15 protein-coding genes are annotated in these 15,424 nt (G+C 66.6%); 12 read left to right on the forward strand and 3 right to left on the reverse strand.

Annotated features, from left to right (window positions below; all coding sequences use genetic code 11):
• The first annotated feature begins 7 nt into the window (after positions 1 to 7).
• The 3 genes from DBZ45_RS19000 to pdxS all read left to right on the forward strand — a co-directional run bounded on the left by DBZ45_RS19000 (position 8) and on the right by pdxS (position 2,273).
• Positions 8 to 595, forward strand: a complete 588-nt coding sequence (locus DBZ45_RS19000) for an HIT family protein (RefSeq protein ID WP_111905392.1) — start codon at positions 8 to 10, stop codon at positions 593 to 595.
• Positions 585 to 1,205, forward strand: coding sequence for a phosphatidylinositol phosphate synthase (gene pgsA / locus DBZ45_RS19005; protein WP_111905393.1), 621 nt, complete (start codon positions 585 to 587; stop codon positions 1,203 to 1,205). The genes DBZ45_RS19000 and pgsA overlap by 11 nt, the downstream gene beginning before the upstream one ends.
• 141 nt (positions 1,206 to 1,346) lie before the next feature.
• The gene (pdxS, locus tag DBZ45_RS19010) at positions 1,347 to 2,273 is read left to right on the forward strand and encodes a pyridoxal 5'-phosphate synthase lyase subunit PdxS (protein WP_111905394.1); all 927 of its coding nucleotides are present in this window, start codon (positions 1,347 to 1,349) and stop codon (positions 2,271 to 2,273) included.
• Positions 2,274 to 2,334: 61 nt separating this feature from the next.
• Here pdxS and DBZ45_RS19015 read toward each other — a convergent pair whose 3' ends face one another.
• The gene (locus tag DBZ45_RS19015; protein WP_111905395.1) at positions 2,335 to 4,347 is read right to left on the reverse strand and encodes a M3 family metallopeptidase; all 2,013 of its coding nucleotides are present in this window, start codon (positions 4,345 to 4,347) and stop codon (positions 2,335 to 2,337) included.
• 100 nt (positions 4,348 to 4,447) lie between these two features.
• On the opposite strand from DBZ45_RS19015, the gene DBZ45_RS19020 reads away from it, so the two are divergent.
• The gene (locus DBZ45_RS19020) at positions 4,448 to 5,764 is read left to right on the forward strand and encodes a CapA family protein (protein ID WP_111905396.1); all 1,317 of its coding nucleotides are present in this window, start codon (positions 4,448 to 4,450) and stop codon (positions 5,762 to 5,764) included.
• A 42-nt stretch (positions 5,765 to 5,806) separates the two neighbouring features.
• Here DBZ45_RS19020 and DBZ45_RS19025 read toward each other — a convergent pair whose 3' ends face one another.
• On the reverse strand, positions 5,807 to 6,559 hold the full coding sequence (locus tag DBZ45_RS19025; protein WP_111905397.1) for a type 1 glutamine amidotransferase: 753 nt from the start codon (positions 6,557 to 6,559) through the stop codon (positions 5,807 to 5,809).
• A complete protein-coding gene (locus DBZ45_RS19030) occupies positions 6,556 to 7,845 on the reverse strand; it encodes a Mur ligase family protein (protein ID WP_111905398.1) in 1,290 nt (429 codons plus the stop codon). The genes DBZ45_RS19025 and DBZ45_RS19030 overlap by 4 nt, the downstream gene beginning before the upstream one ends.
• Before the next feature lie 91 nt (positions 7,846 to 7,936).
• Between DBZ45_RS19030 and pdxT the strand changes: the two genes are divergently transcribed.
• The 8 genes from pdxT (at position 7,937) to secF (ending at position 15,351) form a co-directional block, all read left to right on the forward strand.
• Positions 7,937 to 8,668, forward strand: coding sequence for a pyridoxal 5'-phosphate synthase glutaminase subunit PdxT (gene pdxT / locus DBZ45_RS19035; protein ID WP_111905399.1), 732 nt, complete (start codon positions 7,937 to 7,939; stop codon positions 8,666 to 8,668).
• Between the two features lie 3 nt (positions 8,669 to 8,671).
• Positions 8,672 to 9,427 (forward strand): YebC/PmpR family DNA-binding transcriptional regulator, encoded by a 756-nt coding sequence (locus DBZ45_RS19040; RefSeq protein WP_111905400.1) that lies wholly within the window; start codon positions 8,672 to 8,674, stop codon positions 9,425 to 9,427.
• 31 nt (positions 9,428 to 9,458) lie between these two features.
• On the forward strand, positions 9,459 to 10,037 hold the full coding sequence (gene ruvC, locus DBZ45_RS19045) for a crossover junction endodeoxyribonuclease RuvC (protein ID WP_003800677.1): 579 nt from the start codon (positions 9,459 to 9,461) through the stop codon (positions 10,035 to 10,037).
• 82 nt (positions 10,038 to 10,119) lie between these two features.
• Positions 10,120 to 10,767, forward strand: a complete 648-nt coding sequence (ruvA, locus tag DBZ45_RS19050) for a Holliday junction branch migration protein RuvA (protein WP_111905401.1) — start codon at positions 10,120 to 10,122, stop codon at positions 10,765 to 10,767.
• Positions 10,760 to 11,848: a Holliday junction branch migration DNA helicase RuvB gene (gene ruvB / locus DBZ45_RS19055; RefSeq protein WP_111905402.1), complete on the forward strand. Its 1,089-nt coding sequence runs from the start codon at positions 10,760 to 10,762 to the stop codon at positions 11,846 to 11,848. The genes ruvA and ruvB overlap by 8 nt, the downstream gene beginning before the upstream one ends.
• A gap of 233 nt (positions 11,849 to 12,081) precedes the next feature.
• On the forward strand, positions 12,082 to 12,477 hold the full coding sequence (gene yajC, locus DBZ45_RS19060; RefSeq protein WP_111905461.1) for a preprotein translocase subunit YajC: 396 nt from the start codon (positions 12,082 to 12,084) through the stop codon (positions 12,475 to 12,477).
• A gap of 100 nt (positions 12,478 to 12,577) precedes the next feature.
• Positions 12,578 to 14,335 (forward strand): protein translocase subunit SecD, encoded by a 1,758-nt coding sequence (gene secD / locus DBZ45_RS19065; RefSeq protein ID WP_111905403.1) that lies wholly within the window; start codon positions 12,578 to 12,580, stop codon positions 14,333 to 14,335.
• Positions 14,335 to 15,351 (forward strand): protein translocase subunit SecF, encoded by a 1,017-nt coding sequence (secF, locus tag DBZ45_RS19070; RefSeq protein ID WP_111905404.1) that lies wholly within the window; start codon positions 14,335 to 14,337, stop codon positions 15,349 to 15,351. The genes secD and secF overlap by 1 nt, the downstream gene beginning before the upstream one ends.
• Positions 15,352 to 15,424 lie beyond the last annotated feature (73 nt).

A 15,424-nucleotide genomic window follows, 5' to 3' on the forward strand; every position in this document is an offset into this window, starting at 1 on the left:
GGCACACGTGCAGGAGAACACAGGGTCGGGCTATCCAGGCGACGCGGAGGTGACGGACGATTTCGGCCTCGCCGGCGTTCCGGATGCCTTCCAGCGGCTGTGGACTCCGCACCGCATGGCCTACATCAAGGGCGGGCAGCACCAGTTCAAGAACGAGGATGACTGCCCGTTCTGCATCGCGCCCGCGCGCACCGATGAGGAGTCGCTCATCGTGTATCGCGGACGCACGAGCTACGTGGTGCTGAACCTGTTCCCCTACAACCCCGGCCACCTGCTGGTGTGCCCCTACCGTCACGTCCCTGACTACACGGACCTGACGGTGGAGGAGACGGCCGAATTCGCCGACCTGACGCAGACCGCGATGCGGGTGCTGCGGAAGGTGGCGAATCCCGGCGGCTTCAACCTGGGCATGAACCAGGGGGTTGTGGGCGGGGCCGGCATCGCGGGGCACCTGCACCAGCACATCGTTCCGCGCTGGGGCGGTGACGGAAACTTCTTCCCGATCATTGCCCAGACCAAGGCGATCACCCAGACGCTCGACGAGGTCCGCCAGCAGGTTGCCGACGCCTGGCCCGGGGAGACGCATGCTGAATAGGCATGCCCGCGGGTTCTTCACCGCGCTGTTTACCCCGCTTGCACGCTGGCTACTGAAAATTGGCGTCTCGCCGGACGCGATCACCATAGTGGGAACGGCCGGCGTGGTGGTCGGGGCCCTGGTGTTCTACCCGCTGGGCCAGCTTTGGTGGGGAACGCTCTTTATCACCCTGTTCATCTTCTCCGACGTCATCGACGGCATCATGGCCCGGATGCAGAACCTCGGCGGGCGCTGGGGCAACTTCCTCGACTCCAGCCTGGACCGGCTGGCCGACGGCGCCCTCTTTGCCGGCCTGGCCATCTGGTTTTTCACCGGCGGCGCGGATGCCCCCATAGCCATTGCCGCCGTCGTCTGCCTTGTCCTTGGCATGGTGGTCTCCTATGTCCGGGCGAAGGCCGAATCCCTCGGCTTCCAGGCGAACGTGGGCATTGCCGAACGTGCTGAACGGCTGGTCTCCGTCCTGGTGATCACCGGTCTTACCGGCGTCGGACTGCCGCCCGTTGTGCTGCTGGCGACCCTCGTGCTGCTGGCGGCGGCGAGCCTCGTCACGGTGGTCCAGCGCGTCCTGGCCGTGCGCATCCAGGCGCTGGAAGACTCCGAACAAACCTGATTAAGCCGCGCTGCCGCCGTGGGACTAGTATTAGAACTGCCCGGTCAATGGATCCGGTAATCCGGTGTGTGCGAAAAACGGCATGTCTGTGCCGTGCCTGCACTCCCGGCGAAGGTCATCTAGCTACCCATAGGGGTTTTTGTGTCTACACCTGATGTAAGCAACGAAGCCGGCTCGTCCGCCAACAACGTGACGGGCAGCAACCGCGTCAAGCGCGGCATGGCAGAGATGCTCAAGGGCGGCGTCATCATGGACGTCGTCAACGTCGAACAGGCCCGCATCGCCGAAGACGCCGGTGCCGTTGCCGTCATGGCGCTCGAGCGCGTCCCGGCCGACATCCGCGCCCAGGGCGGCGTGTCCCGCATGTCCGATCCGGACATGATCGACCAGATCATCGATGCCGTTTCCATCCCGGTCATGGCAAAGGCCCGGATCGGCCACTTCGTCGAGGCCCAGGTCCTGCAGTCCCTCGGCGTTGACTACATCGACGAGTCCGAGGTGCTGACCCCGGCCGACTACGTCAACCACATCGACAAGTGGAACTTCAAGGTTCCCTTCGTCTGCGGTTCCACCAACCTCGGTGAGGCGCTGCGCCGCATCAACGAGGGCGCGGCCATGATCCGCTCCAAGGGCGAAGCCGGCACCGGCGACGTCTCCAACGCCACCGGGCACATGCGCCAGATCCGCGCCGAGATCGCCAAGCTCGCAGCCCTGCCCGAGGACGAGCTCTACGTCGCGGCCAAGGAACTGCAGGCCCCGTACGAACTGGTCAAGGAAGTCGCCGCCACCGGCAAGCTCCCCGTGGTGCTGTTCACCGCCGGCGGCATCGCCACCCCGGCCGACGCCGCGATGATGATGCAGCTCGGCGCAGACGGCGTGTTCGTCGGCTCGGGCATCTTCAAGTCCGGCAACCCGGCCCAGCGTGCCGCCGCCGTCGTGAAGGCCACCACCTTCTTCGATGACCCGGACGTCATCGCCAAGGCCTCCCGCGGCCTGGGCGAAGCCATGGTCGGCATCAACGTCGACGAAATCCCGCAGCCGCACCGCCTCGCCGAGCGCGGCTGGTAAAAGGACTAATAGCGACGACGACGGCCGGTCACCTTCCGAGGTGACCGGCCGTCGTCGTTCTTTATTCGAGGCCGCGGCGCTTGAGCAGGGGCACGAGGGCGGCGTCGCGGCCGCGGAGGGTGCGGAACGACTCGAGCGGATCCCTGCTGTTGCCGCGGGAGAGCAGCTCGGCGCGGAACCGGTCGCCGTTGGCCCTGCTGAGGCCGCCGTTTTCGGTGAACCAGTCCACGGTCTCGGCGTCCAGCACCTCGCTCCAGATGTAGGAGTAGTAGCCCGCGGAGTAGCCGTCGCCCGCAAAGATGTGCTGGAAATAGCCCGTCCGGTAGCGCGGCGGAATCAGCGGATGGGCAACCCCTGCCGCGGCCAGTGCCTTCGCCTCGAATTCCAGGGCATCCTGCGGAACGCCGTCGGCATCCAGGACGTGCCACGCCAGATCCAGCAGCGCAGCACCGAGGTACTCCGTGGTGGCGAAGCCCTCGCCCCACAGGCGGGACTCGTTGAGCCGGTCGACGACGTCCTGGGCCAGCGGCTCCCCGGTGGCGTGGTGGCGGGCGTAGTTGGACAGCACCTCCGGCCACATGATCCACATTTCGTTGACCTGGGACGGGTACTCCACAAAGTCCCGCGGCACCGACGTGCCGGAGAAACGGGGGTAGGTGACGTCGGAGAACAGCCCGTGCAGGGCGTGGCCGAACTCGTGAAACGCCGTGCGCACCTCATCGAGCGTGAGCAGCGTGGGCTCACCCGCGGGCGGTTTGGAGATGTTCAGGTTGTTGATGACCACCGGCTTGGTGCCAAGAAGCGCCGACTGGTCCACCAGCGAATTCATCCACGCCCCGCCTCGTTTGCTTTCGCGGGTGTAGTAGTCGCCGAGAAACAGCCCCAGCTCCGTTCCGTCCGCCTCCCGGACCTCCCAGACCCGGACATCCTCGTGGTAGCCGGCGAGGTCCGTGCGCTCATGGAAAGTGATGCCGAAGAGTGAGGTCGCGGCGAAGAACACTCCATCCGTCAGCACCCGGTCCAGCTCGAAGTACGGCCTGAGGGCCTGCTCGTCCACCGTGTACCGTTCCCGACGCACCTTCGCGGAGTAGTAGGCCCAGTCCCAGGCCTCCAGCGGGTGGCCTGCGCTCTCGGCCAGGGCCGCGGCCTCGGCGTCGGCGTTCCGGACGGCAGCTGGTGCCAGCCGGTTCAGCATGGACCGGACAGCGCCGAAGTCCGGCGCCGTCTGCCGGTCCACCACCAGTTCGGCATAGTTGGCGAAGCCCAGCAGCGCGGCCTTTTCGGCGCGGAGCCGGACCAGGGAGTTCACAAGGTCGAGTACGTCGAGGTCACCGCCGGTGCTGCCGCGGGCCACTGACGCCTCGAAGAGCCGCCGGCGCACGTCCCGGTTGTCCAGTGCGGCGAGGGCGGGCTGGTTGCTTGGCTGGATCAGCGTCAGGAGGAACTTGCCGTCATGCCCGGCAACCCGGGCTGCTTCCGCGGCGCTGGCGATCTCATCCGCGGGAAGGCCGGCCAAGTCGTCGGCACTGTCCAGCAGCAGTGCGGCAGACTTCATCCCCTCCTTGACGCGCTGCCCGAATTCCGTGCCCAGCCGCGACAGCTCGGCGTTCAGCGAACGGAGCCGGTCCTGGCCGGCGTCGTCCAGCTGAATCCCGGACTGGCGGAACTCCTTGAGGTACTCCTCCACAAGCCTGGCCGATTCGGCGTCCAAACCCGCGGTATCCACGGCGGCGAACCGCTCGTAGAGTGCCCGGTTCAGATACACGGCATCCTGATGCGCGGCGAAGCGGGGCGACAGTTCGGTCTCCAGCTTCCTGATGGCCTCGGAGGCGTCGGCCGAAACCAGGGTAAAGAAGGAAGCCGCGGCGCGGTCCAGCAGCCGGCCGGACTTCTCCATGGCCAGCGCCGTGTTGTCGAAGGTGGCGGGCCCGGGGTTGTCCACGATGGCCTGGATCTCTGCCAAGTGCTCGGCGAGCCCGGCGTCAACCGCCTCGGCGTAGTGGTCGTCGCCGATGTCGGCAAACGGCGGCAGTCCGAAGGGCAGGGCACTGGGGGAGAGGAGGGGATTGGTCATGAAGCAACCCTTTCATGCAGCTCTGCGGTGCACAATGATTTGGCGGCTTCTACGGGCGGGTTGCCCGGCGCCGGCGCGCCGGCGGACTTACGCTGGGGTCATGGGGAACAACAACGTATCCGGCCGTGCATTCCAAGCGGCCGCCGCTGCACTGCTGATGGCGGGGCTGGCGTCCTGCGGCGTGGCCGCCGAGCAGGCCGGGCCGCAGACGGGTAACCAGACCGGCAGTGAATCCGGCAGCCAGCCTGCCACTGCGGCCCGCCAGCCTTCGGGCCCGGCCGCGCAGTCCAGCGCCGGCAGCACTGCCGCTGCAACGCCGACGGCGGACCCCACCTCGAGCGCCGCACCCACCCCAACCCCGGGTGCAGGTCCCGCGTGCGCCTCGGTCCGCTGCACGTCTGTCCTGGTGACCGGTGACATGCTGGTGCACACCCAGCTGTGGCAACAGGCCCACGAAGATGCCGTGGCCGGCGGAGTCAGAGGACTGGACTTCGGTCCGCTGCTGGAAGGGCAGCGGCGCTACATCGAACAGAGCGACCTCGCCATCTGCCACCAGGAAACGCCGGTGGCGCTGCCCGGAGGACCCTTCTCCGCGTACCCTTCCTTCAACGTCCCGCCCCAGATCGCCGCTGCCGCCAAATCGGTCGGCTACCGTGCCTGCACCACGGCCAGCAACCACACCATCGACCAAGGCACAGAGGGTCTCACCAGAACGCTGGATGTGCTGGACACAGCAGGGCTGGAGCACACCGGCTCCTACCGGACGCAGGCCGAGTCCCAGGGCATCCTCATCATGCAGACCGACGCCGCCCGCATTGCCGTTATCGAGGGCACCTACGGACTCAACGGGCAGGTCCCGGAACAGCCGTGGCAGGTGGACATGCTCGACGCCCCCACCATGATCGCCAAGGCCAAGGAGGCGAGGAAGCTGGGCGCGGACATCGTCCTCGGCGCCATGCACGCGGGGGACGAGTACGCCAGTGCCCCGAACGCCCAGCAGCTGGAGGTGGCGCACGCGCTGGCGGACAGCGGCCAGTTCACCATGATCTACGGGCACCACACCCACTCAGTGCTCCCCGTCGAAAAGTACAAGGGAACATGGATCGCCTACGGCTTAGGCAACGGCGTGACAGAACTGTCCCCGACGTACGTCGTTAACAACGAGGGCCTCCTGCTCCGGGCACAGTTCAGCCAGGACAGTGCCGGCAAATGGACCGCATCCGACGTCGCCTGGGCGCCGTCGGTCATCGTCAGCAGCCCCTACCGCTGGTGCTCTGTGGCCGCTGACGCCCCGCAGGGCGTCTGCGCCAGTCCCGCGGCGGACGCCGACACCCGGCTGCGGACCAAACAGGTGGTGGAGTCCATGGGCGCGGCGCAGGCCGGAGCCCGCGAGCTGCTGGTCACCAAGGAACGCTGACAGCCGTGCGCTGAACGGGAGTGTGTCCCGTTCAGGTTATTCCTAGCGCGGCCGGCGGGCCGCGTGCTCGCGGGCCAGAACGGCGTAGCGGTCATCCGCTTCGCCGGGTGTGAAGGTCCCGTACTTGCGTTCGACGGCGGTCCGGATCAGGAAGTCGGCGATGGCCGGGTTCTTGGGCAGCAGGGAACCGTGCAGGTAGCTGGCCACGATGTTGCGGTACCGGGCTCCCTCCTGGCCGTCGCTGCTGTTGTTGCCGGTGCCCTTCGCGACCGTCCCCAGCGGTGCGACACCGGGACCCAGGGTGGTCTGGCCGCTGTGGTTTTCGTAGCCCAGGACCTCGCCGAACTCCGGGGTGGTGACCTTGACGTTGCCGATCAGCCGCTCATCCGTGCCGTGGGTCTCTATATCCAGAACGCCGATGCCGGGAATGACCGGGCCTGAGCGGGTCTTGAAGAAGCGGCCGAACAGCTGGTAGAGCCCGCAGATGAGCAGCATAGGCGTGCCGTCCTCGGCCATCCCCTTAAGGAGGCCGGCGCGTGACTGAAGGTCGTCCTGGATCACAAGCTGGCCGCTGTCCTGACCGCCGCCGCCAAGGATGATGTCGACGCCCTCCGGGAACTCGTCGCCCACGTTGTACTCGAGCAGCTCCGGCGTGTATCCGTGCCACTTCAGGCGCTGCTGCAGCACCAGGGCATTGCCCCAGTCGCCGTAGATATTCATTTCCCGCGGGTACAGCTGCAGGACGCGGATGGTTCCCTTTGACGCGGTAGTGCCGGCAGTCGATTCGGGGGTCAAGAGACCACCTCCACTGTGGTGATTTTGGACAGCTCACGGCGGATCGCGAGCATTGCGGTGTAGGTGCAGAAGACGCGCTTCGGCTTGCCTTTCCCCGTGCGGATGAAGTCGGCGAGGGCGGCCGGAATGTCGGTGTCCACCGACCCGATCTGCACTTCGTCGTACTGCAGGCGCAGGGCCATGTCGTACGCCCGGGAGCCGCTGACCTGGTCCACGCCGTCAGCGCGCAGGGAGTCGAAATCGACGTCCCACAGCCAGGACATGTCGCGGCCGTCAGCGTAATTGTCGTTGATGGCGATCATGGTGGCGTAGCCGCCCGACGGGAATGACTTCAGGCCCAGGCGAAAGCCGCTCGGGTTCTTGACCAGGACCAGGTCCAGCGGGAGCCCGTCCACCGTGAGGCTTTCGCCGCGCCCAAATGCCGGGGCCACCTCGGACAGAGCCTTCAGCAGCGTGCCGTGGTCCGCCGTGGCAGCGCCGCCGCCGCAGATGCTGCGGGCCAGGGCCAGCGCGGCCGCGGCGTTGAAGATGTTGTAGACGCCGCGGAGCTTCATCCCGGTGGTGACGGTGACGCCGTCGTACTCAAAGTCTGCGTCATCGGCACCCACCCGGCGGAGAACGACGTCGGCCTCGGGCCTTTGCGGTACCGAAGGCACGGGGCTGCCCGGGCCGGCGCGGAGTTCATCGTCGCTGGGGAAAGTTCCCAGCAGGGAGTCGTCCAGGCCGAAGTAGAGGACCTCGGGACCCTGCAGCGTTCCGGCGATCCGGGCCACCCGCGGGTCCTCGCGGTTCAGCACCACAGCCCCCGTTGTCTTGGAGGCGATGTGCTGGAGGAGCTGGGCTGTCTTGTCGATCTCACCGAAGCGGTCCAGCTGGTCGCGGAGTACGTTCAGCAGGAGGCTGTAGCGCGGCGGGACGCGGTTGACGAAATGCACGGCGTGGGCCTCGTCCAGCTCTAGCACGGCGATGTCGGCGTCGAGCCGTCCGCGCCAGTCGACATCGCCGATAAGGGCCGCCGCCACGCCCCGGGTGAAGTTGCTTCCCGTGCGGTTGGTGAACACCTTCAGGCCCTGGCTTTCCAGCAGCTCCACCACCATCTTGGTGGTGGTGGTCTTGCCGTTGGTGCCGCTGACCACGGCCACGCCGTGGGGAAGGGTGGACAGGGCCCGCTGCATGAAACCGGGATCGATTTTCTCGACCACCAGGCCGGGGAATGCAGAGCCTCCGCCCCTGAGCCGGGAGACCCGGCGAACGAATTTGCCGAGCGGAACGCTGAGGGAAAACATGCTCTGTAATATATCCCAGCGGCGGCATGCGATGTGGCGGGCGGCCGACGGCGGGACCGGCTGGCCGCCGCCGGGACACTATGCTGTTTAGATGACCAATTCCCTTTCCAGCGCCCTTCCGCGCCCGGCCGGCGTGCCCGAAAAGCCCGGGTCCGGCCTGCGCATCGGCGTTCTGGCACTCCAGGGCGACTTTCGTGAGCACCTCCGGGCGGTCGAGACCGCAGGCGCCACCGGCGTCGGTGTCCGCCGTCCCGCCGAGCTCGAGGGACTCGACGGGCTCATCATTCCCGGCGGCGAGTCCACGGCCATCGACAAGCTGGCCCGCGCCTTCGACCTCGCCGAGCCGCTGCGGCAGCGGATCGCCGATGGCCTCCCGGTCTACGGATCCTGTGCGGGCATGATCCTGCTCGCTCACGACATCGCCGACCCCGCCGCGGACCTCGCCGGCAACCCCCAGCAGACGTTCGGCGGCCTGGACATCACGGTGCGGCGCAACGCCTTCGGCCGGCAGCGCGAGTCCTTCGAGACCGACCTCGACTTCAAGGGCCTGGAGTTCAGCGCCACCGAGCAGGGCGTGGCTCCGGTTCATGCGGTGTTCATCCGCGGACCCTGGGTGGAGCGCGTGGGCCCCGGCGTCGAGGTCCTGGCGCAGGTGGAGCCGGCCGACCAGGAGCACGCCTCCCACGCGGCCGATCTGCAGGGGACGGCTAGAATTGTTGCAGTGCGTTCAGGCCAGCTGCTGGCTACCTCCTTCCATCCGGAAGTGACAGGGGAGAAGCGCGTGCATGAACTTTTTATTCGCATGATCAGAGGAGAAGCGTAAAGCATGTCAGGCCACTCCAAATGGGCAACGACCAAGCACAAGAAGGCCATCATTGATAGCCGCCGGGCAAAGTCGTTCGCCAAGCTGATCAAGAACATCGAAGTAGCGGCCCGCATGGGCGGCCCGGACCTCGCGGGCAACCCCGGACTCGAACTGGCCGTCACCAAGGCCAAGAAGACGTCCGTTCCGAACGACAACATCGACCGCGCCATCAAGCGCGGCGCCGGGCTCACCGGCGAGGTCGTGGACTACACCGAGATCATGTACGAATGCCGCGGCCCGCAGGGCTCCGCGCTGTTGATCGAGTGCCTTACCGACAACAAGAACCGCGCGGCATCCGAGGTCCGTCTGGCCATCTCCCGCAACGGCGGCACCATCGCCGACCCCGGCTCGGTCAGTTACCTGTTTACCCGCAAGGGCGTGGTCACCCTGCCCAAGAACGGCCTCACCGAGGACGACGTTCTCATGGCCGTGCTGGACGCCGGCGCCGAGGAAGTCAAGGACAACGGGGACAGCTTCGAAATCCATTCGGACCCGAAGGACCTGCAGGCTGTCCGCGACGCGCTCAAGGAAGCCGGCATCGACTACGACACCGACGAGGCCGAGTTCGTGCCCTCCATGGAGGTGCCGCTGGACCTTGACGCCGCCAAGAAGTTCATGAAGCTCGTTGACGCCCTCGAGGACCTCGACGACGTCCAGAACGTCTACAGCAACGCTGACCTCAGCGACGAAGTTCAGGCTGCGCTGGAAGCCGAGTGATTTTCGGCGTGGCTGACCGGGGCGGTTGCACGTGACGCTGCGCGTACTGGGCATCGACCCTGGCCTGACCCGCTGCGGCATCGGCGTGGTGGACGTCGAAAAGAACCGCCGGGCCACCATGGTGGCCGTTGGTGTGGTGGGGACGTCCCCCGAGGAAACGCTCGACCAGCGGCTCTTGGTGATCGCCTTGGCCATTGACGATTGGCTCGACCGTTACGAGCCACACGTGCTGGCGGTGGAACGTGTTTTCTCGCAGCTCAACGTCAGCACGGTCATGGGCGTGGCCCAGGCCTCCGGCGTCGTCATCGCGGCCGCGGCCCGGCGCGGGATCCCCGTGGCTCTGCACACTCCGTCGGAGGTCAAGGCGGCGGTGACCGGGAGCGGCTCCTCGAACAAGGAGGCCGTGACCAAGCTGGTGACCAAGATTCTCCGGCTCGACGCTCCGCCGCGTCCCGCGGACGCGGCCGACGCCCTGGCCCTCGCCATCACGCACGCATGGCGGGCGGGCAGCGGCGCAAGCGTAGCCACCACTGGCCCCGGCAGCCAGTCTCTGACGCCCGCCCAGCGGGCCTGGGCCGAGGCGGAGGCCAAGGCGCGCCGTGCACGCTGAATGTCGCCGGCGCTTGCTAGGGTATTCGTAGATATGTTCGGATAGTCGGTTTGTTGCCGGCGCAAGTTCAGGAGCCCCGGCCTTGATTAGTTTTCTCCGCGGAACCGTGGCGCACGTCGGACTGTCCACCGCCGTCATTGACCTCAACGGCGCCGGCATGAGCGTTAACGCGACGCCGCAGACGCTCAGCAGGCTGCGGACCGGCGAGGAGGGGAAGCTTTTCACGTCCCTGATCGTCCGGGAGGATTCCCTGACCCTGTTCGGCTTCGCGAGCGACGACGAACGGGAAGTTTTCGACGTTCTGCTCAGTGTCAGCGGAGTGGGTCCGCGGCTGGCCCTCGCGGTCCTCGCCGTGCACGATCCCGAGGCCATTCGCGTGGCGGCGCACACCGGGGACAGCAAGACGTTCACCAAGGTCCCGGGCATCGGCCCGAAGGTTGGCGGGCGCATCGTTCTTGAACTCGCCGGGAAACTGGTTCCGCACGGCACGTCTGCGCCTGCGGGAGCGCCGGCCGCGTCATCGGAAGGCGTCTGGAAGCCGCAGGTCGTGGCCGCGATGACCAGTCTGGGCTGGTCCGAAAAGGACGCCACGGGCAGCATCGACAAGGCCCTCGCAGACGCGCCGGAACTCGCCGGCGAAGGCAACGTGGCCGAGATCCTGCGCACCACGCTGCGCTGGCTCGGCCAGGACGGAGCCCGCGCGGGCAACAGGGTAGGCAGCCGTGGCTGAGCCTTCCCTGGTCGCCGGGGGAGAAGAGCCGGAGGAGCGGGCCATCGAGGCGGCGCTCCGGCCCAAGAACCTCGACGACTTCGTGGGCCAGCACAGGGTCCGCAAACAGCTTTCCCTCGTGTTGCAGGCATCCCGGATGCGCGGGCGCAGCGCGGACCATGTGCTTTTTTCCGGTCCTCCCGGCCTCGGCAAGACCACACTCGCCATGATCGTCGCCTCCGAAATGAACGCCCCGCTCCGCATCAGCAGCGGCCCGGCCATCCAGCACGCAGGCGACCTCGCCGCCATCCTTTCCTCGCTGTCGGAGGGCGAGGTCCTCTTCCTCGACGAAATCCACCGGATGTCCCGTCCGGCCGAGGAAATGCTCTATATGGCCATGGAAGACTTCCGGGTGGACATCGTGGTGGGCAAGGGGGCCGGTGCCACAGCCATTCCGCTGGAGTTGCCGCCCTTCACGCTGGTGGGTGCCACCACGCGTGCCGGGCTTCTTCCGGGTCCGCTCCGCGACCGGTTCGGTTTCACGGGCCACCTGGAGTTTTATTCGGTGGAGGAGCTGGAGCTGGTGCTGCGCAGGTCCGCCGGCCTCCTCGACCTGAAGGTGAACTCGGCCGGATTCACTGAGATCGCCGGACGGTCGCGCGGCACTCCCCGCATTGCCAACCGGCTGCTGAGGAGGGTCCGGGACTGGGCGCTGGTCCACGGGATCGAACAGATTGACTCCCGTTCCGCCTCCGCCGCACTGGACATGTACGAAGTGGATAAGCGCGGGCTGGACCGGCTGGACCGGTCAGTGCTGGAAGCGCTGATCACCAAATTCGGCGGCGGCCCGGTGGGCCTGTCAACCCTGGCCATCGCCGTGGGGGAGGAGCCGGAGACCGTGGAGACGGTTGCCGAGCCGTACTTGGTCAGGGAAGGGCTGCTCGGCAGGACGCCGAGGGGCCGCATTGCCATGGCTTCGGCCTGGACCCACCTCGGCCTGGCAGTACCGGCGGGGGTCTTCGGGCAGGAAACGCTGGACCTTTTCGAGTCCGGCCCGGGCGATGAAGAATCGTCATCTGAATGGGTTTCCAGCACCCAATAGCAGCGCCCTCCCAGCTTTTCCCTCTAGACTGGAAAGACGCTCGGCACGTCCGGGCTTTGTTTCCGTGTCCCGCTTCGGCGGGCCGCCCGCGCCGGTTTCCCGTGTCCGGGCGGGCAGCCCGGTGCAAAGCGGACGTTGCTGTCAACCAGCTACGCAAGTACAGAACGGAACTTCATTTGTTCGCACAAATCAGTGCCCAGGCCCAGCCGCAGGCCGGCGGCGGCATCGACATCATGACCATTCTGCTGTTCGTCATGCTCGGCGTTTTCATCTTTATGATGTTCCGCCGCAACAAGAAGACACAGCAGCAGCAGGCCAAGCTGCAGTCGGAGTTCGCCCCCGGCATAGAGGTGATGACCAGCTTCGGACTGTTCGGCCGCATCGTGTCGATTGACGATGTGGAGAACAAGGTTGTCCTGGAACTGTCGCCGGGCAACCTGGCCACTGTCCACCGCCAGGCCGTGACCAAGATCGTGGAACCCGCCGCCGAAACGCACACCGTTCCCGATGACGCGTCCGCCCTGACGGCCGAGGACTCGCTGACCCCCGAAGCCAAGACCGGCACGGCCGATGAGACCCCGGACGAAACCCTCAAGCGCCTCAACGACGAGGGCAAAAAGGACATCTAGTCCGCCGCTTCCGGGCAGCACAGCTGTCTACGGCTGCGGAGCCGCCGGGTGCGAGACGGCTCGCCCCGGCGGCCATCCGCAATTAATAGAAAGATAGGCAATGGCACGAACTGGCCGCAATAAACCATCCCTTCGGGTGCTGGTCTGGCTTGGCGTAATCCTGGCTGCCATGACGGCCGTCCTTGCGGGCGGCACGATGTCCGGGGTTGCCAGCTGGAGCCCGAAGCTTGCCCTGGACCTGGAGGGCGGCACCCAGATGATCCTGGCACCCAAGGTTGAGGGAGGCTCGGACATCAACGAGGAGCAGCTCAACCAGGCGGTGGCCATCATCCGTCAGCGTGTGGACGGCTCCGGTGTTGCCGAGGCCGAGATCAGCACGCAGTCCGGCCGCAACGTGGTGGTGAGCCTGCCCGGCACTCCGTCCTCGCAGACCCGCGCGCTCATCCAGGCCTCAGCGGACATGAACTTCCGCCCCGTCCTCGTCACGGGCCCGGGGGCCGTGGTTCCGGCCGACCAACGGACGCCTGCCGCGCAGCTGCCGAAACCGACGGCCAAGCCGACGAACGCCAGCGATTCAAACTGGATCACCGCGGACATCCAGAAGCAGTTCGAAGCCCTCGACTGTGACAACCCGGCCCAGGACAAGCAGGAACGCTCAGACCCGGCCAAGCCGCTGGTCACCTGTGAGCCCGCCACGGACCAGACACCTGCGATCAAGTACATCCTGGGTCCGGTCGAGGTCAAGGGCGTGGAGATCCAGGGCTCGACGTTCCAGCTCCAGCAGGGCGCCCAGGGTGCAGTCACCAACGAATGGGCTGTGAACATCCAGTTCAACGCCGAGGGTACGGCCAAGTTCAAGACGGTCACCGAACGCCTCAACCAGTTCTACGTTGCCGCGGGCGGCGAGACCGGCAGCGATCCGAAGTCGCAGTTCGCCATCGTCCTGGATGACCAGGTCATATCGGCACCGCGTTCCCAGGCAGTGATCACCGATGGACGCCCGCAGATCACCGGCGGCTTCACGGAGCAGTCCGCCAAGGCGCTGTCCGACCAGCTCCGGTTCGGTGCCCTGCCCATTAGCTTCGACATCCAGAGCGAGCAGCAGATCTCCGCCACCCTCGGCGGTGAGCAGCTCCGGATGGGCCTCCTCGCCGGCCTGATCGGTCTGCTGCTGGTGGTCGTCTACTCCCTGTTCCAGTACCGTGCGCTGGGCTTCGTCACCATTGCGTCGCTGGTGGTGGCGGGTGCGCTCACGTACCTTGCCATTGCCGTCCTTGGCTGGACCGAAAACTACCGGCTATCCCTCGCCGGCGTGGCCGGCATCATCGTGTCAATCGGCCAGACCGCGGACTCGTTCATCGTCTACTTCGAACGTATCCGCGATGAGCTCCGCGAAGGCCGCGGCCTGGTGTCGGCCGTGGAGAACGGCTGGAAGCGGGCCAAGCGGACCGTCCTGGCATCGAAGGCGGTCAACCTCCTGGCCGCACTGGTGCTGTACTTCGTGGCCGTCGGCAACGTCCGGGGCTTTGCCTTCACCCTCGGCCTGACCGCCATCGCCGACCTCATCGTCGTGTTCATGTTCACTCACCCGACGCTGCAGCTGCTGGCCAGGACCCGGTTCTTTGGCGAGGGCCACAAGTTCTCCGGTCTTGACCCCGAGCGCCTCGGTGCGGTGCCGCTCTACCGCGGCGCCGGCAGGCTCCGCAGCCCCGAGGACAGGCCGTCAGTGGTGCGCGCCAAGAACACCGGTGCCGCGGCCGAGGCTGAGCGCCGGATGACCATCGCTGAACGCCGCCGCGCGGAGCAGCAGGAGCAGCTCGCCGGTTCCTCCAAGGGCCCGGCCAAGGAGGGCAAGTAATGTCCAGTTTCGCGAAATTCGGCAACGAGCTCTACACGGGCAAGCGTTCCTATGACTTTGTCGGGTCCAAGAAGATCTGGTTCATCGTGGCCGCCGTGGCGGTCGCGCTGTCCATCCTCATCCCGGTGGTCAAGGGCGGCTTCAACCTGGGCATCGAGTTCCGCGGCGGTTCCGAGTTCACGGTATCCAACGTCAAGACCACCGAGGCGTCCTTGGGCGAGAAGGCCGTCCACGACGTCGTTCCCGGCAGTGTGCCGCGCGTCGCCAACGTTGCCGGAACCACCATGCGGATCCAGACGGACAAGCTCTCCGACGACGAGACCCTCAAGATCAAGGAGGGCCTCACCAAGGCCTACGGCGTGACTGACAACGAGGTGACGTCCACCTTCGTCGGCCCCACCTGGGGCGCCGACGTCACCAAACAGGCCCTGATTGGCCTGGTGGTCTTCGTTGCCCTCGCGACGGTCCTGATGGCCCTCTACTTCCGGACCTGGAAGATGTCCCTCTCGGCGATCGCGGGCATGGTCGTCACGATGTTCATTACGGCCGGTGTGTACGCCCTCAGCGACTTCGAGGTCACGCCGTCGGCGATCATCGGGTTCCTGACGGTGCTCAGCTATTCGCTCTATGACACCGTGGTGGTGTTCGACAAGATCCGTGAAAACACGGCCGACATTGACTCTTCCACTCGCCGGACCTTCGGCGAGGAGGTCAACCTGGCCGTCAACCAGACCCTGGTCCGCTCCATCAACACCATGATGGTTGCCATCCTTCCGGTCGGGGCGATCCTGTTCATCGGGGCCGGCCTGCTGGGCGCCGGAACCCTGCGCGATCTTTCACTGGCTCTGTTCGTCGGCATCCTGATCGGCACCGCCGCGACGATCTTCATCGCCGCGCCGATGTACGCCTGGCTGCGCCAAGGCGAGGCGCCGCTGGTCAAGCAGGCCCAGCGCGTCAAGCAGCGCCGCGCGGACGCCGCAGCCAAGGCTGCAGCCGCCGAGCCTGCTAAAGCCTAGTCCCCGTACCTGCCCTTAGGCCGGATGCCGTCCCCGTGACGGCATCCGGCCTTTGCGTTAAGCGCTTGTGCGC

Source organism: Arthrobacter globiformis, from assembly GCF_003261175.1.
Taxonomy (GTDB): Bacteria; Actinomycetota; Actinomycetes; order Actinomycetales; family Micrococcaceae; genus Arthrobacter; species Arthrobacter globiformis_A.

Bases quoted from the DNA above. Each gene is read 5' to 3' on its own strand.
- pgsA (WP_111905393.1), top strand. From the start codon at position 585: ATGCTGAATAGGCATGCCCGCGGGTTCTTCACCGCGCTGTTTACCCCG.
- DBZ45_RS19015 (WP_111905395.1), bottom strand. From the start codon at position 4,347: ATGACCAATCCCCTCCTCTCCCCCAGTGCCCTGCCCTTCGGACTGCCG.
- DBZ45_RS19020 (WP_111905396.1), top strand. From the start codon at position 4,448: ATGGGGAACAACAACGTATCCGGCCGTGCATTCCAAGCGGCCGCCGCT.
- DBZ45_RS19030 (WP_111905398.1), bottom strand. From the start codon at position 7,845: ATGTTTTCCCTCAGCGTTCCGCTCGGCAAATTCGTTCGCCGGGTCTCC.
- pdxT (WP_111905399.1), top strand. From the start codon at position 7,937: ATGACCAATTCCCTTTCCAGCGCCCTTCCGCGCCCGGCCGGCGTGCCC.
- DBZ45_RS19040 (WP_111905400.1), top strand. From the start codon at position 8,672: ATGTCAGGCCACTCCAAATGGGCAACGACCAAGCACAAGAAGGCCATC.
- yajC (WP_111905461.1), top strand. From the start codon at position 12,082: ATGACCATTCTGCTGTTCGTCATGCTCGGCGTTTTCATCTTTATGATG.
- secD (WP_111905403.1), top strand. From the start codon at position 12,578: ATGGCACGAACTGGCCGCAATAAACCATCCCTTCGGGTGCTGGTCTGG.
- secF (WP_111905404.1), top strand. From the start codon at position 14,335: ATGTCCAGTTTCGCGAAATTCGGCAACGAGCTCTACACGGGCAAGCGT.